23 protein-coding genes are annotated in these 22,192 nt (G+C 62.9%); 12 read left to right on the top strand and 11 right to left on the bottom strand.

Going from position 1 to position 22,192, the window contains the following annotated elements; genetic code table 11:
• Nucleotides 1–4: 4 nt before the first annotated feature.
• The 5 genes from ACU8HS_RS15185 to ACU8HS_RS15205 form a co-directional block, all read right to left on the bottom strand.
• Entirely contained in the window at nt 5–946 is a 942-nt protein-coding gene (locus ACU8HS_RS15185; protein ID WP_112572676.1) for an alpha-E domain-containing protein, read from the bottom strand.
• Complete coding sequence (locus ACU8HS_RS15190; protein ID WP_112572674.1) at nt 946–2,355, bottom strand: circularly permuted type 2 ATP-grasp protein; 1,410 nt, start codon at nt 2,353–2,355, stop codon at nt 946–948. The genes ACU8HS_RS15185 and ACU8HS_RS15190 overlap by 1 nt, the downstream gene beginning before the upstream one ends.
• A gap of 293 nt (nt 2,356–2,648) precedes the next feature.
• On the bottom strand, nt 2,649–4,400 hold the full coding sequence (locus ACU8HS_RS15195; protein ID WP_447015911.1) for a DEAD/DEAH box helicase: 1,752 nt from the start codon (nt 4,398–4,400) through the stop codon (nt 2,649–2,651).
• A gap of 228 nt (nt 4,401–4,628) precedes the next feature.
• Nucleotides 4,629–5,738, bottom strand: coding sequence for a DNA alkylation repair protein (locus tag ACU8HS_RS15200; RefSeq protein WP_112757140.1), 1,110 nt, complete (start codon nt 5,736–5,738; stop codon nt 4,629–4,631).
• A 73-nt stretch (nt 5,739–5,811) separates the two neighbouring features.
• The gene (locus tag ACU8HS_RS15205) at nt 5,812–6,129 is read right to left on the bottom strand and encodes a hypothetical protein (RefSeq protein ID WP_112568831.1); all 318 of its coding nucleotides are present in this window, start codon (nt 6,127–6,129) and stop codon (nt 5,812–5,814) included.
• On the opposite strand from ACU8HS_RS15205, the gene ACU8HS_RS15210 reads away from it, so the two are divergent.
• The gene (locus ACU8HS_RS15210) at nt 6,128–6,361 is read left to right on the top strand and encodes a hypothetical protein (protein WP_447014651.1); all 234 of its coding nucleotides are present in this window, start codon (nt 6,128–6,130) and stop codon (nt 6,359–6,361) included. The two genes, ACU8HS_RS15205 and ACU8HS_RS15210, sit on opposite strands and share 2 nt — an antisense overlap.
• Before the next feature lie 85 nt (nt 6,362–6,446).
• Complete coding sequence (locus tag ACU8HS_RS15215; RefSeq protein ID WP_447014652.1) at nt 6,447–9,851, top strand: response regulator; 3,405 nt, start codon at nt 6,447–6,449, stop codon at nt 9,849–9,851.
• On the opposite strand, the gene mnmD is transcribed toward ACU8HS_RS15215, so the two are convergent.
• On the bottom strand, nt 9,845–10,567 hold the full coding sequence (mnmD, locus tag ACU8HS_RS15220; RefSeq protein ID WP_112757136.1) for a tRNA (5-methylaminomethyl-2-thiouridine)(34)-methyltransferase MnmD: 723 nt from the start codon (nt 10,565–10,567) through the stop codon (nt 9,845–9,847). The two genes, ACU8HS_RS15215 and mnmD, sit on opposite strands and share 7 nt — an antisense overlap.
• Here mnmD and ACU8HS_RS15225 point away from each other — a divergent pair.
• The 10 genes from ACU8HS_RS15225 (at nt 10,566) to ACU8HS_RS15270 (ending at nt 17,419) form a co-directional block, all read left to right on the top strand.
• A complete protein-coding gene (locus ACU8HS_RS15225; protein WP_447014653.1) occupies nt 10,566–11,744 on the top strand; it encodes an NAD(P)/FAD-dependent oxidoreductase in 1,179 nt (392 codons plus the stop codon). The genes mnmD and ACU8HS_RS15225 overlap by 2 nt on opposite strands.
• Nucleotides 11,745–11,860: 116 nt before the next feature.
• Nucleotides 11,861–12,568 (top strand): DUF1045 domain-containing protein, encoded by a 708-nt coding sequence (locus ACU8HS_RS15230; RefSeq protein WP_112757132.1) that lies wholly within the window; start codon nt 11,861–11,863, stop codon nt 12,566–12,568.
• A gap of 99 nt (nt 12,569–12,667) precedes the next feature.
• On the top strand, nt 12,668–13,591 hold the full coding sequence (gene puuE, locus ACU8HS_RS15235) for an allantoinase PuuE (protein ID WP_112757130.1): 924 nt from the start codon (nt 12,668–12,670) through the stop codon (nt 13,589–13,591).
• The gene (gene uraD, locus ACU8HS_RS15240) at nt 13,591–14,088 is read left to right on the top strand and encodes a 2-oxo-4-hydroxy-4-carboxy-5-ureidoimidazoline decarboxylase (protein ID WP_113412110.1); all 498 of its coding nucleotides are present in this window, start codon (nt 13,591–13,593) and stop codon (nt 14,086–14,088) included. The genes puuE and uraD overlap by 1 nt, the downstream gene beginning before the upstream one ends.
• Nucleotides 14,089–15,111, top strand: a complete 1,023-nt coding sequence (alc, locus tag ACU8HS_RS15245) for an allantoicase (RefSeq protein ID WP_112757127.1) — start codon at nt 14,089–14,091, stop codon at nt 15,109–15,111.
• Between the two features lie 57 nt (nt 15,112–15,168).
• On the top strand, nt 15,169–15,459 hold the full coding sequence (locus ACU8HS_RS15250; RefSeq protein WP_112568806.1) for a nucleotidyltransferase family protein: 291 nt from the start codon (nt 15,169–15,171) through the stop codon (nt 15,457–15,459).
• Nucleotides 15,456–15,818, top strand: a complete 363-nt coding sequence (locus tag ACU8HS_RS15255; RefSeq protein ID WP_112568807.1) for a HepT-like ribonuclease domain-containing protein — start codon at nt 15,456–15,458, stop codon at nt 15,816–15,818. Before ACU8HS_RS15250 ends, ACU8HS_RS15255 begins: the two co-directional genes overlap by 4 nt.
• Nucleotides 15,819–15,823: 5 nt before the next feature.
• Entirely contained in the window at nt 15,824–16,324 is a 501-nt protein-coding gene (locus tag ACU8HS_RS15260) for an ureidoglycolate lyase (RefSeq protein ID WP_112757125.1), read from the top strand.
• Nucleotides 16,321–16,677 (top strand): hydroxyisourate hydrolase, encoded by a 357-nt coding sequence (gene uraH / locus ACU8HS_RS15265; protein ID WP_112757123.1) that lies wholly within the window; start codon nt 16,321–16,323, stop codon nt 16,675–16,677. Before ACU8HS_RS15260 ends, uraH begins: the two co-directional genes overlap by 4 nt.
• A 1-nt stretch (nt 16,678) precedes the next feature.
• Nucleotides 16,679–17,419 (top strand): metallophosphoesterase family protein, encoded by a 741-nt coding sequence (locus ACU8HS_RS15270; protein WP_113412111.1) that lies wholly within the window; start codon nt 16,679–16,681, stop codon nt 17,417–17,419.
• A gap of 10 nt (nt 17,420–17,429) precedes the next feature.
• On the opposite strand, the gene ACU8HS_RS15275 is transcribed toward ACU8HS_RS15270, so the two are convergent.
• The 5 genes from ACU8HS_RS15275 to ACU8HS_RS15295 all read right to left on the bottom strand — a co-directional run bounded on the left by ACU8HS_RS15275 (nt 17,430) and on the right by ACU8HS_RS15295 (nt 22,020).
• On the bottom strand, nt 17,430–18,563 hold the full coding sequence (locus ACU8HS_RS15275) for an alpha-hydroxy acid oxidase (RefSeq protein ID WP_112756037.1): 1,134 nt from the start codon (nt 18,561–18,563) through the stop codon (nt 17,430–17,432).
• Between the two features lie 142 nt (nt 18,564–18,705).
• Entirely contained in the window at nt 18,706–19,131 is a 426-nt protein-coding gene (locus tag ACU8HS_RS15280) for a DUF1508 domain-containing protein (RefSeq protein ID WP_112706047.1), read from the bottom strand.
• Nucleotides 19,124–19,444: a type II toxin-antitoxin system HigB family toxin gene (locus ACU8HS_RS15285; protein ID WP_112568819.1), complete on the bottom strand. Its 321-nt coding sequence runs from the start codon at nt 19,442–19,444 to the stop codon at nt 19,124–19,126. The genes ACU8HS_RS15280 and ACU8HS_RS15285 overlap by 8 nt, the downstream gene beginning before the upstream one ends.
• 30 nt (nt 19,445–19,474) lie before the next feature.
• Complete coding sequence (guaD, locus tag ACU8HS_RS15290; RefSeq protein WP_447014654.1) at nt 19,475–20,785, bottom strand: guanine deaminase; 1,311 nt, start codon at nt 20,783–20,785, stop codon at nt 19,475–19,477.
• Nucleotides 20,782–22,020, bottom strand: a complete 1,239-nt coding sequence (locus tag ACU8HS_RS15295; protein WP_447014655.1) for a urate hydroxylase PuuD — start codon at nt 22,018–22,020, stop codon at nt 20,782–20,784. Before ACU8HS_RS15295 ends, guaD begins: the two co-directional genes overlap by 4 nt.
• Nucleotides 22,021–22,192: the final 172 nt, after the last annotated feature.

The following is a 22,192-nucleotide window of genomic DNA, read 5'->3' on the forward strand; positions in this document are numbered from 1 at the left end:
CCGCTTAAGCATAGAACCGGTAGCCGTCGGAGATTTCGTTGCCGAGCTTGTTGTTGCGGGCGACGAAATCCTCCAGGAATTCATGCAGGCCCTGATCCATGATGTCCTTGATCTTGAGGGTCTGCAGCGTGGCGCGGATGGCGTCCGCCGTATCGTGGGCCGGCAATCGCTCGCCGTAGTCCTTGGCGATATAGCCGATGTTGCTGACGATCTTCTCGTAGCAATAGGCGAGCGAGCGCGGCATCTGGCCGTTCAGGATCAGGAAGTCGGCAATGTTCATGGCGCGGTATTCGCCGTCATAGGCCCAGCTGTAGGAGCGGTGGGCGGAGACCGAGCGCAGGATCGATTCCCACTGGATGTTGTCGACCGAGGAGCCGACCTGCGAAACCGAGGGCAGCAGCACGTAATATTTCACGTCGAGGATGCGGCTCGTATTGTCGGCGCGCTCGATGAAGGTGCCGATACGGGCGAAATTATAGAGTTCGTTGCGCAGCATCGAGCCGTGGAAGGCGCCGCGGATGAGGCCGGCGCGATGCTTGATGACGTCGATGACCTCCGGCAGCTCGGCCGCCTTCAGCTTCTTCGACAGGAGTTCCTTGAGATCGATCCAGCATTCGTTGGTCGCTTCCCAGGTCTCGCGCGTCAGCGCCGTGCGCACCATGCGGGCATTGTTGCGGCCGAAATCGATGCAGGACATGACGCTCGACGCGTTGGACCGGTCGCGCAGCAGGTAGTCGATCGCATCGGCGCTCGTCAGCTTCGTATGCGTCTCGTCGTAGAGTTCGCGCACGCCGGCGCTTTGCAGCACGCCGTCCCAATTGTCGTCGCCCGAGCCGCTGCGGGTCAGCGACATGCGCAGGCCGGCATCGACGAGGCGCGCGATATTTTCGGCGCGCTCGATATACCGGAACATCCAGTAGAGCCCGTTTGCAGTTCTTCCGAGCATCAGTCCTCCAATACCCAGGTGTCTTTGGTGCCGCCGCCCTGGCTGGAATTGACGACCAGCGAGCCCTGCTTCAGCGCCACGCGGGTCAGCCCGCCCGGAATGATCTGCACCTTGTCGGAAACAAGCACATAGGGGCGCAGGTCGACATGGCGGGGCGCGATACCCTTGTTGACAAGGATCGGAACGGTCGACAGCGAAAGCGTCGGCTGGGCAATATAGTTGCTGGGCTTGGCCTTCAGCTTCTCGGCGAAATCGGCGCGCTCCTTCTTCGACGCCGTAGGGCCGACGAGCATGCCGTAACCGCCGGAACCGTGCACTTCCTTGACGACCAGTTCGTCCAGATGGTCCAGCACATATTTCAGGCTGGAGGCTTCCGAGCAGCGCCAGGTCGGCACGTTTTCGAGGATCGGCTTGCGGCCGGTGTAGAACTCGACGATCTCGGGCATGTAGGAATAGATCGCCTTGTCGTCGGAAATGCCGGTGCCCGGCGCGTTGGCGATGGTGATGTTGCCGGAGCGGTAGACATCCATGATGCCGGGAATGCCGAGGGCCGACTCCGGGCGGAAGGTGAGGGGATCGAGGAAGTCGTCGTCGACGCGGCGGTAGAGCACGTCGATCGCCTCGTAACCGCGCGTCGTGCGCATCTTCACCTTGCCGTCGATGACGCGCAGGTCCGAGCCTTCGACGAGTTCGACGCCCATCGTGTCGGCGAGGAAGGAATGTTCGTAATAGGCGGAATTGTAGATGCCGGGTGTCAGGACGGCGACACGCGGCTTGCCCTTGCAGCCGGGAGGGGCGAGCGAGGCCAGGCTCTGGCGCAGGAGATAGGGATAGTCCTCGACGCGCTGCACCCGGTTCTCGTGGAAGAGTTCCGGGAACATCTGCATCATGGTTTCCCGGTTTTCCAGCATGTAGCTGACGCCCGAGGGCGTGCGGGCATTATCCTCCAGCACGTAGAACTGGTCTTCGCCCGTGCGTACGATATCGGTGCCGACAATATGGGTATAGACGCCGCCGGGCGGCCGGAAGCCGATCATCTCGGGCAGGAAGGCGGTGTTCTTCTCGATCAGCTCGCGCGGGATGCGGCCGGCGCGGATGATTTCCTGCTTGTGGTAGATGTCGTCGAGGAAGGCGTTCAGCGCAATCACCCGCTGCTCGATGCCCTGGGCGAGCTTGCGCCATTCGCGGCCGGAGATGATGCGGGGGATGATATCGAAGGGGATGAGCTTTTCGGAACTGTCGGCGTGGCCGTAAACCGCGAAGGTGATGCCGGTTTTCCGGAAGATGTTTTCCGCATCGCGGGACTTTGCAATCAGATGCGCCCGATCCTGGCTGTTGTACCACTCAAAGTATTTTTCATATGGCGCTCGGGGACTTTCGTCGCCCGTGATCATTTCATCAAATGCCAAAGGTGTGGCTCCCCTTTTTTGTTCATTTGAATACAACGCAAAAGGCAATGCAAGAACCATGCACAGTTCGCATGGAAGATTCATAAAATCTTCTGCAACGCAAAATCGGCTGAAAAACTGGGCATTTATCAGGAGCTGGAGCGGCATGGACCGATGTCAATCCAAGGATGCCGCTCAAAAGATGAGCAGGTGATTATTTCCTGTCCGGGCGGAGGGGCAAACTCTGTCCGGGCTGGCGACCGGAATGCCGGTCAAAAGACAAGGGCCGGATCGCTCCGGCCCTGGTCTCGAATTCAGGCGCGTTCGCGGCGCGGGCCGCCGCCGTTGCGGCCGCCCTTGCGGCGCATGCCGCCGCTGCCGTCGCGGCGCTGTTCGCCCTGCTGTTGCTGGTCGCCGTGGTTGCGTGGCGGCCGGCCGTGGACGTGCTGCTTGTTGCCGCGATGGTGGCCGTTGGCTTCTGCCGGCTGGGCCGGGCGCTGCTGCTGCGGCTTGCGGGTCGGGCGGAAGTCCGAGGTCGAAACCAGATCGTTGTCCGGGCCGAGATCCGGCGCCTGCTCGTTGCGGCGCTGGCCGCGGAAGTCCTGGTTGCGGCGGTCGTTGCGCTGATCGTTGCGATGCGGGCGGCCGCGACGCTCCTCGCCGGCGCGGACCTCGGTAACGTCGCCCTCGTGGCGGGGACGGCGGTCGCCGTGACCGGCGGGACGGCCGCTGCCGTTGCGGGTTTCGCTGCGGCGGGCTTCGCCATCGCCGCGCCCGCCTTCGCGGCGTTCGCCACGCTGGCCGCCTTCACCGCGGCCACCCTGGCCGCGCTGCTGGTTCTGGCCGCGGCCGCGATTGTTGCCGCGCGGGGCAGCGCGCAGATCGGCCGGCGGCTCGCCGCTGGCAACGGCGATCTCGATGCCCATCAGCTTTTCGATATCGCGCAGCAGGCGGGCCTCATCCGGCGCGCAGAAGGCGATGGCGATGCCGTCGCGGCCGGCGCGCGCCGTGCGGCCGATGCGGTGGACATAGGCGTCCGGCACTTCCGGCAGGTCGTAGTTGAAGACGTGGCTGACGGCGGGAATATCGATGCCGCGGGCGGCGACGTCGGTGGCGATCAGCGTCTTGATGGCGCCGTCGCGGAAGCCCTTCAGCGCCCGTTCGCGCTGGCCCTGGCTCTTGTTGCCGTGAATGGAGGCGACGGAATAGCCGACCTGTTCCAGATGCTTGGCGAGCTTTTCGGCGCCGTGCTTGGTGCGCAGGAAGACGATGGCGCGTCCGTCAGGATTTTCGGTCAGCGACTTCTTCAGAAGAACGGTCTTGTCGTTCTTGCCGGGAACGAAATGCACATATTGCTCGATCTTGTCGGCAGCCTTGCCGGGCGGTGTGACTTCCACCTTCACCGGATCGGTGAGGTAATCGCCGGCGAGATCGGCAATCGCCTTCGGCATGGTGGCCGAAAACAGCATGGTCTGGCGGCGCTTCGGCACCAGCTTGGCGATCTTGCGCAGGTCGTGGACGAAGCCGAGGTCGAGCATCTGGTCGGCCTCGTCGAGCACGAGGTAACGCACGGCCGTCAGTGTGATGGCATTGCGGTTGCAAAGGTCGAGCAGGCGGCCGGGCGTGGCGACGAGGATATCGGAGCCGCGCTCGAGCTGAAGCTGCTGCTTGTTGATGGAGACGCCGCCGACGACGAGGTTGATGCGCAGCGGCGACTTGCGGATGAATTTGCGCAGGTTGTCGGCGATCTGGTTCACCAGCTCGCGGGTGGGGGCAAGGATCAGCGAGCGGACGGTGCGGTTGTCGGGACGCTTCTCCTCCTTCAGCAGGCGCTCGATGAGCGGCAGGCCGAAGGCGGCGGTCTTGCCGGTGCCGGTCTGGGCAAGGCCGATCAGGTCTCGGCCCTGGATGAGAAGCGGGATGGCCTGTTCCTGAATGGGGGTCGGCGTTTCGATGCCGAGCTGGAACAGGGTGGCGACGACCGGCTTGGAGACGCCGAGCGATTCAAAATTGGTCAAGTCATAACCTTTTAGGGCGCGCCAAAAACAAACGCCGGATCGCGACAGTGCGGTCCGGTGTCGATCTGGCGTCAAGAACCCCGCGTGAAATGGGAACTTGTAAGTTGGAAAAAGCTTTCCAGCGCGTCTTGCCGCTTTTGGGGCGCGGCATCATGAAAATGCGCTCTATCCTTCTTCAGCATCTGTTGCAGTGGCACGCTCACGCGGCGGCCGGAAGGTGAAAGCCTGCTGGCATGTGGTCTATTTCTTGCCCGAAGTCAAGAGGACGCGCCGATATCAGCCGTCCCGAGGCATGGAAAGGACGAAATTGCCCGCCGCCGTCTCGACGCCGTTGATGAGAATGACGATGCGATGTTCGCCCGGATAGTAGCGCCGCGTGGTGATCGGCCGCATGGCGTGGCGGCGCTGGACGACATGGTCCTCGCCGGCCGCCAGCGTGACGGTCTTCCATTTGAAGACCTTGGGAGAGAGCGAACCGTCGGCCTTCACGTGATGGATGGCGTAGTCGATCATCAGGGATTGCGGCGCCTTGCCGGCATTGCGCAGGCGGATGCCGAAATCCAGACCTTCGCCGAAAAGCACGGCCGGATTGGGCAGCAGCAGGCTGCATTCCAGCGCTGCGGCGGCGCCGAAGCCGAAATTGGCAAGCGCTTGGGCGTGGCCCTTTTTCAGAAGCGTGCGGGAGGCGTGTTTCAGCAGCCAGCGGCGCTCGGCCGATGCGCCCTCGATATGGTCGGCGATAAAGGCGGCGACGAGATCGGGGTGATCCTTGGCGATGTCGTTCAGGCTGTTTGCGACGGAGCGGCGCACATAATCCTCCGGGTCGTCCATCAGCGCCGTCAGGATCGGGATGATCGGCGAGGGGTCCTTGACCAGCTGCGGCAGCCGCATCGCCCAGGGCAGGCGGGGCCGGGTGCCTTCGCTTGCCAGCCGGCGGACATGGTGGTTTTCGTCGCCCGCCCAGCCGCTGATCGTCGCCAGCGCGCGCTGCTGGTCCTGGTGGATGAAGGGGCGGATGCCGAACTCCGCCGTAAAATGCGGCGTCAGCGCTTTCAGGAGATCGAGCGCCCGGTCGAAATCGCCAAGGCCGCGGGCGGCGATGAACTGGTTGACCGGCAGCAGCATCCAGCCGGTCAGGCCGTCCCTGCCGGCGGCGGGCAGGCTGGCGGAAAGGATCGCCGCGGCCTCGGGGAAATCTGCCGGCAGGGTGGCAAAAAGCGCGTCGCGGATGAGCGTGGCGCGCTCCATCAGTTCGAGCGATTCGATGCCGTCCGTTGCGAGCGCGGTGAAGCGTGCGCCGTCGAAGGACGGCGCGCGGGCGGCGATGACCCCGGCCATCGCGCGCACGAGTGCTGGATGCAGCAGGTTCTTGAGCGGTTCCGGCATTGCACGATCTCCCTCCGGTCGTGCGATGCATGGCCCGGCGGAGGCGGCAGGTCAAGCGGCGCCGGCAAGATCCTCAGCGCCTGCAGACGTCGATGCGATAGGGATGGCCCCAGCGGTCGTGACGCCATTCGGGATGGCAATAGCGCGGGCCGTAATAGACCGGATAGGCCGGGTAATAGGCGTAGGGGCGCGGATAGTAGGCATAAGGCGCCGGATAGGCCGGGCCGGAAGCGATCGCGCCGCCCACGAGGCCGCCGACGACGCCACCGGCGACACCGCCCCAGAAAGCGTTGCCGGAATGCGCGTCTGCCGTATCGGCCGTTGCCAGCGAGGCGCCGGCAAATGTCAGTGCAATCAGGCCCGCCGCCATTGTCTTATGAAGAACGGACATGTCGAATTCCTTTCGTCTCAGGCTCGTCATTGAAGCCGGCGCCAGAATCTGCCGCGATCGCGGCGCGCTGATGGTGGCGCAAGCGGTATGCGGATTAAATTTTCTTCATGCTTGGCTGCTGCCGGGCCGTATCTTCGCCCGGGAAACGTCGAATCATTTCAGTTTCGTGCAAGCCTTTGTTGCCACTCTGATTCATCGACTTCATGAGCCGGCTTGGAATTTTTGCCTGTGAAATTTTATGGTTAACAGCTTGTTAAAAGCCTTGGCGTTATAGTCGTTGTAGGGGATGTTTCGTTCATTGCGGGAGTGAAGGTTTTTTGAATTTTACCGGGGAACTCTTGGAGCTGGCCTGCCGCCGGATCGCTGATCTGGATACCCCGGCCTATGTCAAAAACAGCGAGTTGCGCTATGTCGCCGTCAACGAGGCCTATGCCCGCTTCTTCGGCCGCGAGATCTCCGATTTCATCGGCCGGCGCAGCCGCGAACTCTTCGACCGGCCGGAAGAGGAAGAGCGCGAGGACCGCGAACGCCGGGCGCTGGTTTTCGGCACGGAAGAGACGGCCATCTCCTTCGATGCCGCCGGCCTCAGCCACGAGCGCGTGCTGATCGAAAGCTTTTCGCCGTCCCAGGACCGGGCCTATGTGCTCGGCATTTTCGAAGCGCGCGAACCGCGCCGCGCCATTCCCGACGTTGCCGACACGATGGCTGCCGATTTCGGCCGTATCCGCGAGGCGCTCGAAAATCTCGATTACCCGATCGGCATCTTTGCCAAGGACGGGCGCCCGCTTGTCGTCAATGCCGCCTATCGCGGGGGCAGCAGACATGCGCCCGACGCAGGCAGGGCCGACGCAGGCAGGGCCGTGCCTGACGGCGAGACCGCCTGGCACGAAAGCGTGCGCGAGCGCGACCTGCTGCGCACCATCATGGAGGATCTTCCGGTCGCCGCCTTCGTGCGCGACGAGGATCACCGGCTGGTCTATGCCAACCAGTATTACGAGACGTTCACCGGCCACCTGCGCTCGAAGGCGCTCGGCCTGACCGAGCACGACATGTTCGGGCAGGAGGCGGGCGAGGCGATCTACCGGGAAAACCTGCTGGCGCTGGAAAACGGCGTGCTGACGGAAGTCGAGAGCAACCTGCCGAATACGGACGGGGACGTCTTCCAGGTCATCTCCCGCGTCAACCGCGTCGTCACCCCTGACGGCAAGCGTTACGTCGTCGGGTCCTTCTCGGACATCACGCCGCTGAAGGCGCGCGAGAAAGAGCTGATCGAGGCGCGCCGGCAAGAGGAGGCGCTGCATCAGGAGATCGAAAGCATCCTGCGCTCGCTGCCGGTCGGCGTGCTGATCCTCGACAACGACCACACGATTCTCTACGTCAACGACGAGTTCTACAGCATCTGGGACCTGCCGCCCGACGACCGTTTCGACGGGCGGCCGTTCATCGACGTGATCAAGCGCAACTACGAGCGCGGCCGTTACGGCGACACGCAGACGCCGGAAGAAATCTATGCCTTCCGCAAGGGCCTGTTCGAAGCCGCCAACCCGGAGCCGATCGAGCTCGACTGGGCGGCCGGCAAATCGGTCATCTTCGATTCCAGGCGCATTTCCTCCGACCGCATCCTGCTGACCTATTCGGATATTTCCGCCGTGCGCGAGCGCGAGCGGGAAATCCACGAGGCGCGCGCAGCGCTCGAAAGCCTGGGCGAGATGATGCGCGATGCGACGCATGCCATGTCGCAGGGGCTGGCGATCGTGCAGGACGGCATCATCAAGCTTTCCAATGACGGTCTTGCGGACGTGCTGCGCATTCCTGCCGAGCTTACCGAAGCCGGGCGCGGCTGGATCGATCTTTTCCAGTTCTGCGCCAATCGCGGCGATTTCCACGACAGGGCGGTCGAAACGCTGGAGGAATGGCGCGCCAATATTGCCGCGCGCCAGCCGATCTCCACCGTCTTCCATGTCGGCGGCGAGCGCTGGGTGAACATGGAAGCCACGATCAGCGAACGCCAGCATTGGGTGGCGCTGTTTACCGACGTGACCGAACTGAAGCAACGCGAGGAGGAGCTGACCGGGCTTCTGTCGCGCGCAGAGGCCGCAGACCGCGCTAAGTCGGAATTCCTCGCCAATATGAGCCACGAGATCCGCACGCCGATGAACGGCGTTCTCGGCATGGCGGAACTGCTTGCCAAGACCAATCTCGACACGCGCCAGAAGACCTTCGTCGATATCATCGTCAAGTCGGGCAACGCGCTGCTCACGATCATCAACGACATCCTCGATTTCTCGAAGATCGATGCCGGGCAGATGAAGCTGCGCAAGGCCGCCTTCGATCTCATCGAAGCCGTCGAGGACGTGGCGACGCTGCTCTCCTCGCCGGCGGCGGAAAAGGATATCGAACTTCTGGTGCGGGCCGCACCCGACCTGCCCGCCGCCGTGATCGGCGATGCCGGGCGCTTCCGCCAGATTGTCACGAACCTCGTCGGCAACGCGGTGAAATTCACCGAGCGCGGCCATGTCTTCGTCGATATCGGTTTCGAGCCCGCCGTCGGCGGCGAAATCATGACCAGCATCCGCATCGAGGATACCGGCATCGGCATTCCCCCGGAAAAGCTGGAATCGGTCTTCGAGAAGTTCTCGCAGGTCGATTCCTCCTCGACCCGGCGGCACGAGGGCACGGGTCTCGGCCTTGCGATCACGGCCGGCCTCGTCGATCTCTTCGGCGGATATATCAACGTGGAAAGCGAATGGGGCAGGGGCTCGGTCTTTACCGTCAAGCTGCCGTTTGCGATCGCTGCCGCCCGCATCGAGCCGAAGCCGCTGCCGATCCACGTGCAGGGTGCGCGTATCCTCGTCATCGACGACAACGAGGTCAATCGCCGCATCCTCACCGAACAGCTCGGCCTCTGGGGCTTTGACGGAGTTGCCGCAGAGGGCGGAGCCACCGGCTTTGCCATTCTGGAAGCTGCCGCCGATCTCGGCATTTCGGTCGATGCCGTCGTGCTCGATTACCATATGCCGGATATGAACGGCGCCGAAGTCGCGCGGCGCCTGCGCGCCGACAGCCGTTTCGTCGACCTGCCGATCATCTTCCTGACCTCGATGGATATTTCCGGCACGGAGAAGGAATTTGCGGCGCTGAACGGCCATGCGCATCTGATGAAGCCGGCGCGCGCCAATGTGATGCGCAATACGGTCGTCGAGGTGGTGCGCGCAAGCCGGGTCAAGCAGGCTTCCGAAGCCGAGATCGCGCGGCTGCAGAAGGAGGCGGAGGCGCCGCCGCCGGTGGCTGCGCCGGCGCCGCAGCGACGGGCGGCCGATTTCGTCGATGTGCTCGTGGCCGAAGACAACGAGGTCAACCAGATCGTCTTCACGCAGATCCTGCAGGGAACCGGGCTTTCCTTCCTCGTCGTCAACAATGGCGAGGAGGCGGTGGAGGCCTGGGAGCGGCATGCGCCGCGGCTGATCATGATGGACGTTTCCATGCCGGTCATGAACGGCCATCAGGCGACCCGGCTGATCCGCGAGAAGGAGCAGGGGCAGGGCCATCGCGTGCCCGTCATCGGGGTTACGGCGCACGCGCTGGAAAGCGACCGCGACCTCTGCCTCGATGCCGGCATGGACGATTACATGTCGAAGCCGATCAGCCCCGAGCTTCTGGAAGACAAGATCCGCCAGTGGCTCGGCGGCGGCGAGCTGCAGCCGGGCCGTTCGGGCTACTGAGCTTTCACCCCGCAGAGCATTTCCCGCTTGCCGGCAAAACCCTTGCGCCGTTCGACCGCAAAGCCGGCGGCGGCGAGATTGCGGCGCACGAAGCCCGCCGCGGCATAGGTGGCGAAGCTTCCGCCGGGCGCGGTCTTCTCGCAGACGAGGCGCATCAGTTCTTCCGACCACATGTCGCTGTTGCGCGACGGGGCGAAGCCGTCGAGATACCAGGCGTCGAACCCGGGAGCAGCCGCGGCAACGCCGTCCAGTGCGCGGCCGCAGACGACGCTGAGCCTCGTCTGCCCGTCGAGATCGAGCGCGACGATGCCTTCGGGACCGTCAGGCCAGAGGGCGGCCAGCGCCTGCCGCTCGGCATCGATTTCGGGCCAACGGGCGAGCGCCCGGTCGATTTCGGCGCGGCGCATCGGATAGAGTTCGAAGGACATGAAATGCAGATGCTGGCCGGGCCGGCGATGGAGCTTCCACTGGCGCCAGGTTTCCGAAAAATTGAGGCCGGTGCCGAAGCCGAGTTCACCGATGAGGAAGGTGGGGCGATCGCTCCAGCGGTCGGGCAGGCCGTTGCCGGCGAGGAAGACATGGCCGCATTCCAGCCGCCCGTCGGTCTGGCAATAAAAATGGTCGCCAAAGGCGGTCGAATAGGGCATATCGCCGTCGCGCCATTCGAGGGGCTGCGGCTTGCCCGCGCCGATCTGATCGGGATTGATGTCTGTCATGGAAAAAGCCGATAGTCCCGCCCCGGCCGCGGGTCAATCATCCTTCGATCTTCTCATCGTCGGCGGCGGCATCATGGGCCTGTGGGCGGCGGTGCACGCCGAGCGCCGCGGCATGAAAACGCTGCTTGCCGATGCGGGCAGGCTTGGAGGCGGGGCGAGCGGCGGGCTGCTCGGCGCGCTGATGCCGCATATGCCGGACCGCTGGTCGCAGAAGAAGCAGTTCCAGTTCGACGCGCTCGTTTCGCTGGAGGCGGAGATTGCCGCCATCGAGGCGGCGACCGGGCTTTCGGCCGGTTATCGGCGCTCCGGCCGGCTTATCCCGCTGCCGAAGCCGCATCTGCGCAAGATCGCGCTCGGCCATTCGGCCGATGCCGAAAGCCACTGGAGGGCGGGGGAGCGGCGCTTCCACTGGCATGTGCTGGACGGGCTGCCGGGCGAAGGCTGGGTCGATCCGGCCGCCGGCGAAAGCGGTTTCGTGCACGACACGCTCGCTGCCCGCGTTGCGCCTCGTGCGCTCACCGCCGCCCTTGCCGCCTTTCTACGGGAGGCAAGGCATGTGCGGGTGCTGGAACAGGCCGAGGTGACAGGGATCGATCCGCTGCGGGGAACGGCCTCGCTCGCAGGCGAGGCCGTCGCCTTCGGGCGCTGCGTGCTTGCCGCCGGCCATCGCTCCTTTCCGCTTCTGGAGGAACTGACGCCGGGGTTGCAGAAACCGCTTGGACAGGCGGTGAAAGGGCAGGCGGCGCTGCTGGCCGCCGATATCGACCCCGGCCTGCCGACGATCTTCCGTGACGGGCTCTATGTCGTCGCGCATGAGGGCGGGCATGTAGCGGTCGGCAGCACCAGCGAAAACAGCTTTGCCGATCCCTTCTCCACCGACGAACAGCTCGACGCGCTGATCGAAGCCGCCCGCGAGATGGTGCCCGCATTGCGCGGCGCGCCGGTCGTCGAGCGCTGGGCCGGGCTTCGCCCCAAGGCGATCGACCGCGATCCGATGGTCGGCGCGCATCCGCAGAATCGCAATCTCATTGCCCTGACCGGTGGTTTCAAGGTCAGTTTCGGGCTCGCGCACCGGCTGGCGGAAGCGGCAATATGCATTGCAAGCGATGCAAATGCAGAATTTTTATTGCCGGAAAGCTTTGCAATTTCAAACCACATCGCAGTCTCTTCACGTTAAGCGTGAATTAGAAGCCGCTCCGCTTCGTTATTCTGTCATGCAAATCACCTATCTGCTTGCGCATCGAAAGCGCGGAACACGATCCGCGCTCACCTCAATCAGATGGAGGAAATTGCATGCGCTATGCCATTTGCTTCACGCCATCAGCGAGCGATCCGCTCTCGCATGTGGCGGCCAATTGGCTTGGCCGCAACGTATTTTCAGGCGAAATGGTCGAGCCGCCGGCAATCCGCGGGCTTGGCATCCACGAGATCGCCTTTCATACGGCAGTGCCGCGTCGCTACGGATTCCATGGCGTGCTGAAAGCCCCGTTCCACCTGTCGGCCGACGTTTCCGAATCGCAACTCCTGCGCGATCTCATGCGTTTTTGCGGCACGCTGTCGCCCTTCCAGATTCCGCGTCTGGAAGTTGCGCGTCTTGGCACCTTCTACAGCCTGTCGCCGATCCGCCCCTGCGACCAGGTTCACTATCTCGCTTCGGCGATCGTGCAGGAATTCGACCGTTTCCGCGCGCCGCTGTCCGAGGCGGATATCGAGCGCAGCGATCCGGACGGGCTTTCGGCGGCGCAGTTTGCCAACCTGCACCGCTGGGGCAACCCCTACGTGATGGACGAATTCCGTTTCCATATGCCTGTGACCGGCCCGGTCAACGCTATCGACATGCCGCGCATCGAGCAGGCGCTGCGGTCGGTCTTCGATCCGGTGCTTGCCGATCCGGTGACGGTCTCGAATGTGGCGCTGATGATCGAGGAGGGGGCCGGCGGCCCGTTCCGGGTGCACTCGCTGCATCCGATGGGCAAGGTGAGCGCGCGCAAGATCGCCTGAGCGGCACGCCTCGGGCCGAACGCCGGTTACGCACTTTTACGCCTCGACATTCCGCCGATGGATGCTACCGTTTCACCTGTCTTTTCAAAAGGTGATTTGATGGTATCCGAGACCTATCCGCGCAATCTTGTCGGTTACGGGCGCACGACGCCCGATCCGAAGTGGCCCGGCGAGGCACGCGTCGCAGTGCAGTTCGTCATCAATTACGAAGAGGGCGGCGAAAGCTCCATCCTCGACGGCGATCCGGCTTCGGAAAACCTGCTGTCGGAAATCGTGGGCGCCCAGCCCTGGCCGAACCAGCGCAATCTCAACATGGAGTCGATCTACGAATACGGCTCGCGCGCCGGCTTCTGGCGGCTCTGGCGTCTCTTTACCGATCTGAAGGTTCAGGCGACCGTCTATGGCGTGACGCTTGCCATGGCGCGCAATCCGGAAGCGGTCGCGGCCATGAAGGAAGCCGGCTGGGAGATTGCCAGCCACGGCTATCGCTGGCTGGAATACAAGGATTTTCCCGAGGATCTGGAGCGCAAGCACATTCTGGAAGCCGTGCGCCTGCATACCGAGCTGACGGGCGAGCGGCCCTACGGCATGTACCAGGGCAAGCCTTCGGACAATACGCTGCGGCTGGTGCAGGAGGAGGGCGGTTTCCTTTATTCGTCAGACTCCTATGCCGACGATCTGCCCTATTGGGTGAAGGGCATCGACGACAATCCCTTCCTCATCATTCCCTATACGCTTGAAACCAACGACATGCGCTTTGCGACACCGCAGGGCTTCAATTCCGGCGACCAGTTCTTCACCTATCTCAAGGATGCTTTCGATACGCTCTACGAGGAAGGCAAGGACGGCAGCCCGAAGATGATGTCGGTCGGCCTGCATTGCCGCCTCGTCGGCAGGCCGGGGCGCGTCGCGTCGCTGAAGCGCTTCATGGAATATGTGCTGAAGCACGACAAGGTGTGGATCCCGCGCCGTATCGAGATTGCGCAGCACTGGCACGCGCACCACAAGCCGGAAACGATCTGATGATTTCGCGCAACGAATTTGTCTCCCGCTTCGGCGGCGTCTTCGAGCATTCGCCCTTCATTGCCGAACGGGCCTATGACGACGGCTTTGTCGGCGAGAAGCTGACTGTCGACCGCGTGCATACGGAGCTTGTCGCCATTTTCCGTGCCGCGGGCCGGGAGGAGCGTCTCGGCGTGCTGCGCGCCCATCCTGATCTTGCCGGGCGGCTGGCGATTGCGGGCGAGCTGACCGAAGACAGCAGGAAGGAACAGGCGGGTGCAGGGCTCGACCGGCTGAGCCCTGAAGAGCACGCCCGTTTCACCGAGCTCAATGCCGCCTATACGCAGAAATTCGGCTTTCCCTTCATCATCGCGGTCAAGGGGCTGAACAAGGACGCCATCCTTGCCGCTTTCGAAAGACGGATCAACAACACCCGCGACGAAGAATTCGTGACTGCGGCAGCCGAGGTCGAAAAGATCGCGCTGCTGCGCCTGACATCCATGCTTCCGGAGACCTGAATGAGCGATACGACCGATACCAGCCTGCCAGCTTTCGCCACGGGCGCCATCAATCTTGCCTCGGCCCGCCTCGGCGCCAGGGGGATCTACGCCACGGACGAATTCTTCGCGCCGCTGGAGCGCATGCTGCAGGACGTGCCGGCAAGCTTCGATCCGGATCTCTACGACGATAACGGCAAGTACATGGACGGCTGGGAAAGCCGCCGCAAGCGTGTGCCCGGCCATGACTGGGCGATCGTCAGGCTCGCCATGCCGGGCCGCATCTTCGGCTTCGACGTCGATACCAACTATTTTACCGGCAATTATCCGCCGCACTGCTCGATCGAGGCGGCTTTCATCGACAGCGGCGATCCTGATGATGCGACCGTCTGGACCGAAATCCTGGCGAAGTCGCCGCTCGGCCCCAGCGCCCATCATTTCTTCGAAAATGCCGACAGGCAGAAGATCTGGACGCATCTGCGCCTGCATATCTATCCGGACGGCGGCGTGGCGCGCCTGCGCGTCTATGGCTCGGCCTATTTCGACTGGTCGAAGGTCGGCGCCGGCGAGGAAGTCGACCTTGCCTATATCTTCAACGGCGCCAAGGCGCTTGCCTGGTCGGACGCGCATTACGGCCATCCCGACAAGCTGCTCGGACCGGGGCGCGGCATCAACATGGGGGACGGCTGGGAAACCAAGCGCCGCCGTGGTCCCGGCCACGACTGGGCGATCATCCGCCTCGGCCATGCCGGCACGATCAAGCGGGTGATCGTCGATACCGCCTTCTTCAAGGGCAATTTCCCCGACACGTGCGAACTCTTCGGCGCCTATCTGCCCGATCTCGGCGATACGCTGTCGCAGGCCGATATAGCCGCATCCGAAAGCTGGAAGCCGATCCTGCCGCGCAGCAAGCTGCAGATGGACCATATCCACGAATATGGCAGCGATGCCATCGCCGATATCGGCCCGGTGACGCATGTGCGCTATGCCATGCACCCGGACGGCGGCACGATGCGCCTGAGGCTCTTCGGGGTGAAGGCTTGAGTTCTTTCCTCTTTCCAGCGCCTCGCCTATATTCGCGGCATCAGGAGTGATGCCGCGATGAGGCCGTCGGAAGCGCTGGAGAAGAACAGGCAGGCAATCCGCGAAGCGACCAAGCGCTTCAATGCGGCGAACCCGCGTGTATTCGGTTCCGTCGCCCGCGGCGAGGACCGGCCGGACAGCGATCTCGATATTCTGGTGGATGCGCTGCCCGGCACATCGCTGTTCGATCTCGGCGGATTGCTGGAAGAATTGCAGGATATTCTGGGGGTTAAGGTGGATCTGGTTACGTCGGGCGGGTTGCCGGAGCGCATCAAACATCGTGTTCTATCGGAAGCCTCCGCCATATGAGCCGTGAGCGCGTTCTTGAACATGTGGATCGCATGCAGGAGGCTGCTCAGCAGGCCTTCGACCTGACAGAGGGCATGAGCCAGGAACAGTTTCTCCGTGATATTCGCACGCAGTTGGCAGTAACGATGTCGCTTGTCCTGGTCGGCGAAGCGGCAGCCCGAATTTCAGCGACCGATCCCGGTTTTATTCAGGATCATCAGGAAATTCCGTGGACCCGGATCAAGGGCATGCGAAACCTGATCGTCCACGACTATTATCGGGCAGAACTGCCGGTCATCTGGCAGACGGTGAGGAGCGATCTGCCGGCTCTGGTTTCCCAACTTGAAAATGTTCGCCATTGGCGCGTTCAGGGCGAATAGGCTCAATGTCCCGATATCTCGAAATACAGCCGCTCACAAAATCCGCTTTCGCGCCCTTCGGCGAGGTGATCGAGGCCGATCCTGCGACCATGCGTTATATCAACGGCGGCAATACAGAGCGTTTTCATGCGCTTGCGGCACCCGAAGCCGTGGGCGAGGGCGCGCGCGTCATCATCAATCTCTTTCGCGGCCAGCCGCGCGCTTTCCCCTACGATGTCGGCATGATGGAGCGGCATCCGTTCGGCAGCCAGAGCTTCTCGCCGGTCTCTGGCCGGCCCTTCCTCGTCGTGGTTTCGGAGGATGAAGGCGGTCGCCCCGGCCGGCCGCGGGCCTTCCTGGCGCGCGGCGACCAGGGCGTGAACTACCGGCGCAATGTCTGGCACCATCCGCTGATGGCGCTTGGCGAACCCTCCGATTTTCTCGTTGTCGATCGCGACGGGCCGGGCAACAATCTGGAAGAATTCTTCTTCGACACACCCTTCATCATCAGAGAGCCCGCGCCATGACCGGACTGACGACCCATGTTCTCGACACCGCTCTCGGCAAGCCGGCCGAGGGGCTGCGGATCGACCTCTTCCATATCGAGGGCGAGGTTCGCCATCATCTGAAGACGGTGGAGACCAATGCGGACGGGCGTGTCGATGGCGGGCCGATCCTGATCGGCGAGAGCTTTCGTGCCGGAACCTATGAACTGCTCTTTCATGCCGGCGATTATCTGAGGGCAAGCGGCACGCCGCTGCCGCATCCGGCCTTTCTCGACCTCGTGCCGATCCGCTTCGGCATCGCCGATACGACGGCGCATTATCATGTGCCGCTGCTGATTTCGCCCTACGGCTATTCCACCTATCGCGGCAGCTGACATGCGTTTTGCCGCGATTGCCGATATCCACGGAAACGATCTTGCGCTGGAGGCCGTGCTTGCGGATATCGCAGGGCGGGGCATTACGGATATCGTCAACCTCGGCGATTGTTTCAGCGGTCCGCTGGAGGCGGGCAGGGTGGCCGAGCGGCTCCTGTCGCTTGCCATTCCGACCGTGCGGGGCAATCACGACCGCTACCTGATCGAACAGCGCCCGCAGGACATGCATATTTCCGATGCCGCTGCCTTTCGGCAGCTTGGTCCCGCCCATCTCGACTGGCTGCGCTCGCTGCCGGTCGATCTGATCTACCGGGGCGAGGTCTATCTCTGCCATGCGACGCCCGCCGACGATAACCTCTACTGGCTGGACATGGCCGTTGCCGACGGCAATGTCGTGCTCAGGCCGCAGGCCGAGATCGAAGCGCTGGCCGCGGGTATCGATGCGCCGCTGATCCTCTGCGGCCACACGCATATTCCGCGCATGGCCGCGCTGACCGGCGGCCGCCTGATCGTCAATCCCGGCAGCGTCGGCTGCCCGGCCTATGACGACGACAAGCCCTATCCGCACAAGGTCGAAACCGGCCATGCGATGGCGAGCTATGCGGTGCTGGAAAAATCGGCAGCCGGCTGGACGGCGCAATTCCGCAATGTCGGATACGACAACATGGCCATGTCGGCGCTGGCCGGAGCCAATGGCCGGCCGGAATGGGCGGCAGCCCTCGCGACAGGCCGCATGCCGTAACCTGCCGCCGTCAGGCGATGATCGAGGAATCGACATCCTTGATATCGCGCTTGCCGCAGAGCGCCATGGTCATGTCCATCTCCTTGCGGATGATTTCGAGCGCCAGCGTGACGCCTTCCTTGCCCATGGCGCCGAGGCCATAGAGGAAGGGGCGGCCGATATAGGTGCCGCGGGCGCCGAGCGCCACGGCTTTCAGAACGTCCTGGCCGGAGCGGATGCCGCCATCGAGATGCACTTCGATGCGATCGCCGACGGCATCGACGATCCGCGGCAGCATGCTGATCGAGGACGGTGCGCCATCGAGCTGGCGGCCGCCGTGATTGGAAACGATGAGCGCATCGGCGCCCGTCTCGACGGCGTGTTTGGCATCTTCGACATCGAGGATGCCCTTGATGATCAAGGGGCCGCCCCACTGTTGCCTGATCCAGGCCACGTCCTTCCAGGACAGCTGCGGATCGAACTGGTCGTGCGTGAATTTCGAAATCGACGAGAGGTTGGTGACGTCCTTTGCGTGGCCGAGAATATTGCCGAAGCTGCGCCGCTTCGTCTTCATCATGTCCATGCACCAGAGGGGGCGCCTCGCCATCTGCCAGATATGTTTCGGGGTGAATTTCGGCGGTGCCGAAAGGCCGTTGCGCAGGTCCTTGTGGCGCTGGCCGAGGATCTGCAGGTCGGCCGTCAGCACCAGCGCGGAGCATCTGGCGGCCTTGGCACGGCTGATGAGATCGGCCACGAAGCCCCTGTCGCGCATGACGTAGAGCTGGAACCAGAAAGGCTTCGTCGTGACCGAGGCGACATCCTCGATCGAGCAGATGCTCATGGTGGAAAGCGTGAAGGGCACGCCGAATTCTTCCGCCGCCCGCGCCGCCAGCATCTCGCCATCGGCATGCTGCATGCCGGTCATGCCCGTCGGGGCGAGCGCCACCGGCATGGACACCTTCTGGCCGATCATCGTCGTCTCGAGCGTGCGGTTGGTCATGTCGACCAGCACGCGCTGGCGCAGCTTGATATCCTTGAAATCGGCCTCGTTGGCCGCGTAGGTGGATTCCGTCCAGGCGCCGGAATCGGCATAGTCGAAGAACATTTTCGGCACCCGGCGCCGGGCCATTTTCTTGAGATCGGCGATGGTCAGCGGCTTGGCCATGAAGAAAACCTGCGTATTCGGAGGGCCGTCGGCCACACCATTGTCAGACAAAGCGTTGAGCGAGGATTGGGGACGGAACGATTGTGATTGCCGCGCTCCTGCGGCCAACTGCGGCATCCATTTTTGCGGCGGGGAGCAGATCTCAGGCCGCGTGTTCGTTAATTCGCGAAGCAGAGGCACTTCTTTGAAGTAGTTTTACGGCATTCAAGGCGTCGGCCTTCGAGGAAAAAGCGTCTGAACGAAAGACGGTTTGCCCAGTACCCGTCACCAGCCGAAACAGAAAACTGCCTTTCTTGTCTTCGTAAATTTCGAAGACGGGATTTTCCGGCAATGCCGCCTGCTGCGCGTCGGTTTCATCACGCCGCTCGTCAGCCATGAACAGTGCTACTGCTTCAGGTGTCGGTGCGTCCATGGGGAAATGTTCGCTCTCATAGACATCGATCAGCGTCGCAAGAATATCGAGCTTGTCGCCCTCCGGGGTGCCGCTCTTGGCGCCCCACAATTCGGCAAGCACCTGAAGAGCTTCGTTATAGTCCTGCTCCGAATGGATCGGTTTCAAGTCAGCCATATTGCACCTTAGCGACGTCGATACGGTCATAATCCTTGTGTGTGCCGATCCATTTTATCCAAATGATGGATTTTTCAAAGTCGGCGGCAACGACCAGGCGAAAATCGTTTCCCTTGATATTAAATACAATACGCTCGGCATTGATGATGCTGGCCGTGGCAAAGGTTTTCTTGACGTCGGCCGCGCTTTTCCAGTTCGCCTTGCTTGTCAGCGAAAACCAGACATCGATAGCGTCCTTGACCGCGGGTTGATCGTGCCTGGTCGCCAGGCTGGCGACAAATTTCGTGAGCGTACTGCGTGCGATAATTCTCATATCAGGGCGCCGCCGACCATTGCCTTCGCTTCAGTTCAAGGATGCCTTCATCGCCACGCCGGCCACATAGGTCTCCGCGACGGCGCGGTCGTCGCCCATGGTCTGCAGCAGGAACAGCTCTTCGGGAAGGGTCTTCACGACGTCCATCTTCAGCGCCATGGCCGGTGTCGCTGCGGCGTTGAGAACGACGAGGTCGGCGTCGGTGCCGGCATCCAGCGTGCCGATCCTGTCGGCAAGCGACAGCGCCTCGGCATTGCCGAGCGTCATGTAATAGTAGCTGTCCAGCGGGTTCAGCCGCTCGCCGAGAAGCTGCTGGATCTTGTAGGCCTCGTCCATCGTGCGCAGCATGGAATAGCTGGAACCGCCGCCGATATCGGTGGCGACGCCGATGCGGACGGGCTTTTCCCGGCGGGCAAGCGCCTTCAGCGGGAAGAGGCCGGAGCCGAGGAAGAGGTTGGAGGTCGGGCAATGGACGGCGACCGCGCCGGCCTCGCTCATGGCGTCGGCTTCGCGCTCCGACAGATGGATGGCGTGGCCGAAAAGGCTTTTCGGGCCGAGCAGGCCGTAGCGCGCATAGATATCCGTATAGTCGGCCGCTTCCGGATAGAGCTCGCAGGTGAATTTGATCTCGTCGTGGTTTTCCGACAGGTGCGTCTGGATGTGCAGGTCGGGGAATTCGCGGGCAAGCGTTGCCGTCGCTTCCATCTGCGCCGGCGTCGAGGTGATGGCGAAGCGCGGCGTGATGGCGACGTGGTTGCGGCCCTTGCCGTGCCAGTCGGCGATCACCTGCCGGGTTTCGTCGTAACCCATTTCAGGCGTATCGAGCAGGCCCTGCGGCGCGTTGCGGTCCATCATCACCTTGCCGCCGACCATGCGCATGTTGCGGCGCATGGCCTCGGCGAAAAAGGCGTCGGCGGAGGTCTTGTGGACCGAGCAATAGGCAACGGCCGTCGTTGTGCCGTGGCGGATCAGTTCGTCGTAGAAATGCGTGGCGATCCTCTGCGCATGGGCGCTTTCGACGAAACGGCATTCCTCGGGGAAGGTGTAGGTGTTGAGCCATTCGAGGAGGTTGGCGGCATAGGAGGCAATCACCTGCATCTGCGGGAAATGCAGGTGCATGTCGATGAGGCCGGGCAGGATGAGGTGCGGGCGATGATCGGTCTCGCTGACCCCGGCCGGTGCCTTGGCCCTGATATCGGCATAGGCGCCGACGGCGGCGATGATGCCGTCCTTGATCAGCAGGCCGCCGTCTTCCTCGTAAAGATAGCTCTCGCTGTCTGCGAGGCTGAGCGGGGCGCGGCGGAAGGAGAGCAGGCGCCCGCGCAGGAGTGTCGTGGTCATTCTTTGTTGCTTTCGACTGCGCTTTCGAACCAGGCGACGAGCAGCCTGCGCTCGTCGGGCGTGATATCGGTCACGTTGCCCGGCGGCATGGCATGGCTGCGGCCCGCCTGTATATAGATTTCGCGGGCATGGGCGGCGATTTCGGCGTCGTTTTCCAAGATTACGCCCTTCGGCGGCCGGGCGATACCCTCATAGACCGGCTCTGCCGCATGGCACATGGAACAGCGCGTGCCGATCAGCTGCCTGACTTCAGGGAAATGCGGGTCGCCGGCGAACTGCCGGAAGGCGGGTGCCACGGACGCGCTCTGATCCTCGCCGGTCAGCATCTTCGGCGCGGTCGACAGCCACATGATGAGGATGAAGAGCACGACGGTGACGATCCAGGTCCAGGTCGGCCGGCCCTTGCGCGCATGCGTGGTGTTGAACCAGTGGCGGATCGTGACGCCCATCAGGAAGACGAGCGCGGCGATCACCCAGTTGAAGGCGGTGCCGAAGGCCAGCGGATAGTGGTTCGACAGCATGAAGAAGATGACGGGCAGCGTCAGGTAGTTGTTATGGAGCGAGCGCTGCTTGGCCATATAGCCATATTTGGCATCCGGCGTGCGGCCGGCGATCAGGTCGGCAACGACGATCTTCTGGTTGGGAATGATGATCATGAAGACGTTGGCCGACATGATCGTGGCGGTAAAGGCGCCGAGATGCAGGAAGGCGGCGCGGCCGGTGAAGACCTGCGTATAACCCCAGGCCATGAAGACCAGCACGAGGTAGAGAACCGCCATCAGACCCCAGGTATTCCTGCCGAGCGGCGATTTGCAGAGCAGGTCGTAGACGATCCAGCCGCCGGCGAGTGAGGCGAGCGAAATCAGGATCGCGACGGGCCTGGAAATATCCAGCACATGACGGTCGATGAGGAAGAGATCGGCGCCGCCGTAATAGACGATGCACAGCATCAGGAAGCCGGAGAGCCAGGTGAAATAACTCTCGTATTTGAACCAGGTCAAATGTTCCGGCATCTCGGCCGGCGCCACCAGATATTTCTGGATATGGTAGAAGCCGCCGCCATGGACCTGCCATTCCTCGCCGTGGACGCCGGCGGGCAGATGCGGGCGCTTTACCAGGCCGAGGTCGAGCGCGATGAAATAGAAGGACGACCCGATCCAGGCGATCGCGGTGACCACATGGAACCAGCGCGCCGCAAAGGCCAGCCACTCCCACGCTATGGCATATTCATACATTCAGTTCCCCTGTTCTTCTTCCCGACTCGTGAGATTGCGAGAAATTCGCCAGCGAGGGAAGGGGGAACGTGGGGTTTCTTGCCGCAGCAGGCGCTGCGGGAAGCGCTCACGGGGCAGGAAGAGCTTGCCGGGTGCGGCATTTGTGCTAAGGCATCGCCAACGACGCTATTGA

Source organism: Rhizobium sp. KDH_Rht_773_N (assembly GCF_052946295.1).

Excerpts from the sequence above, each read along its gene's own strand:
- ACU8HS_RS15280 (WP_112706047.1), bottom strand. The coding sequence starts at position 19,131 with ATGGCTGACTTGAAACCGATCCATTCGGAGCAGGACTATAACGAAGCT.
- ACU8HS_RS15185 (WP_112572676.1), bottom strand. The coding sequence starts at position 946 with ATGCTCGGAAGAACTGCAAACGGGCTCTACTGGATGTTCCGGTATATC.
- mnmD (WP_112757136.1), bottom strand. The coding sequence starts at position 10,567 with ATGACAGACATCAATCCCGATCAGATCGGCGCGGGCAAGCCGCAGCCC.
- ACU8HS_RS15205 (WP_112568831.1), bottom strand. The coding sequence starts at position 6,129 with ATGTCCGTTCTTCATAAGACAATGGCGGCGGGCCTGATTGCACTGACA.
- uraH (WP_112757123.1), top strand. The coding sequence starts at position 16,321 with ATGACCGGACTGACGACCCATGTTCTCGACACCGCTCTCGGCAAGCCG.
- ACU8HS_RS15225 (WP_447014653.1), top strand. The coding sequence starts at position 10,566 with ATGGAAAAAGCCGATAGTCCCGCCCCGGCCGCGGGTCAATCATCCTTC.
- ACU8HS_RS15275 (WP_112756037.1), bottom strand. The coding sequence starts at position 18,563 with ATGGCCAAGCCGCTGACCATCGCCGATCTCAAGAAAATGGCCCGGCGC.
- alc (WP_112757127.1), top strand. The coding sequence starts at position 14,089 with ATGAGCGATACGACCGATACCAGCCTGCCAGCTTTCGCCACGGGCGCC.
- uraD (WP_113412110.1), top strand. The coding sequence starts at position 13,591 with ATGATTTCGCGCAACGAATTTGTCTCCCGCTTCGGCGGCGTCTTCGAG.
- ACU8HS_RS15250 (WP_112568806.1), top strand. The coding sequence starts at position 15,169 with ATGAGGCCGTCGGAAGCGCTGGAGAAGAACAGGCAGGCAATCCGCGAA.
- ACU8HS_RS15260 (WP_112757125.1), top strand. The coding sequence starts at position 15,824 with ATGTCCCGATATCTCGAAATACAGCCGCTCACAAAATCCGCTTTCGCG.
- ACU8HS_RS15210 (WP_447014651.1), top strand. The coding sequence starts at position 6,128 with ATGTCGAATTCCTTTCGTCTCAGGCTCGTCATTGAAGCCGGCGCCAGA.
- puuE (WP_112757130.1), top strand. The coding sequence starts at position 12,668 with ATGGTATCCGAGACCTATCCGCGCAATCTTGTCGGTTACGGGCGCACG.
- ACU8HS_RS15255 (WP_112568807.1), top strand. The coding sequence starts at position 15,456 with ATGAGCCGTGAGCGCGTTCTTGAACATGTGGATCGCATGCAGGAGGCT.
- ACU8HS_RS15230 (WP_112757132.1), top strand. The coding sequence starts at position 11,861 with ATGCGCTATGCCATTTGCTTCACGCCATCAGCGAGCGATCCGCTCTCG.
- ACU8HS_RS15285 (WP_112568819.1), bottom strand. The coding sequence starts at position 19,444 with ATGAGAATTATCGCACGCAGTACGCTCACGAAATTTGTCGCCAGCCTG.
- guaD (WP_447014654.1), bottom strand. The coding sequence starts at position 20,785 with ATGACCACGACACTCCTGCGCGGGCGCCTGCTCTCCTTCCGCCGCGCC.
- ACU8HS_RS15295 (WP_447014655.1), bottom strand. The coding sequence starts at position 22,020 with ATGTATGAATATGCCATAGCGTGGGAGTGGCTGGCCTTTGCGGCGCGC.
- ACU8HS_RS15270 (WP_113412111.1), top strand. The coding sequence starts at position 16,679 with ATGCGTTTTGCCGCGATTGCCGATATCCACGGAAACGATCTTGCGCTG.
- ACU8HS_RS15200 (WP_112757140.1), bottom strand. The coding sequence starts at position 5,738 with ATGCCGGAACCGCTCAAGAACCTGCTGCATCCAGCACTCGTGCGCGCG.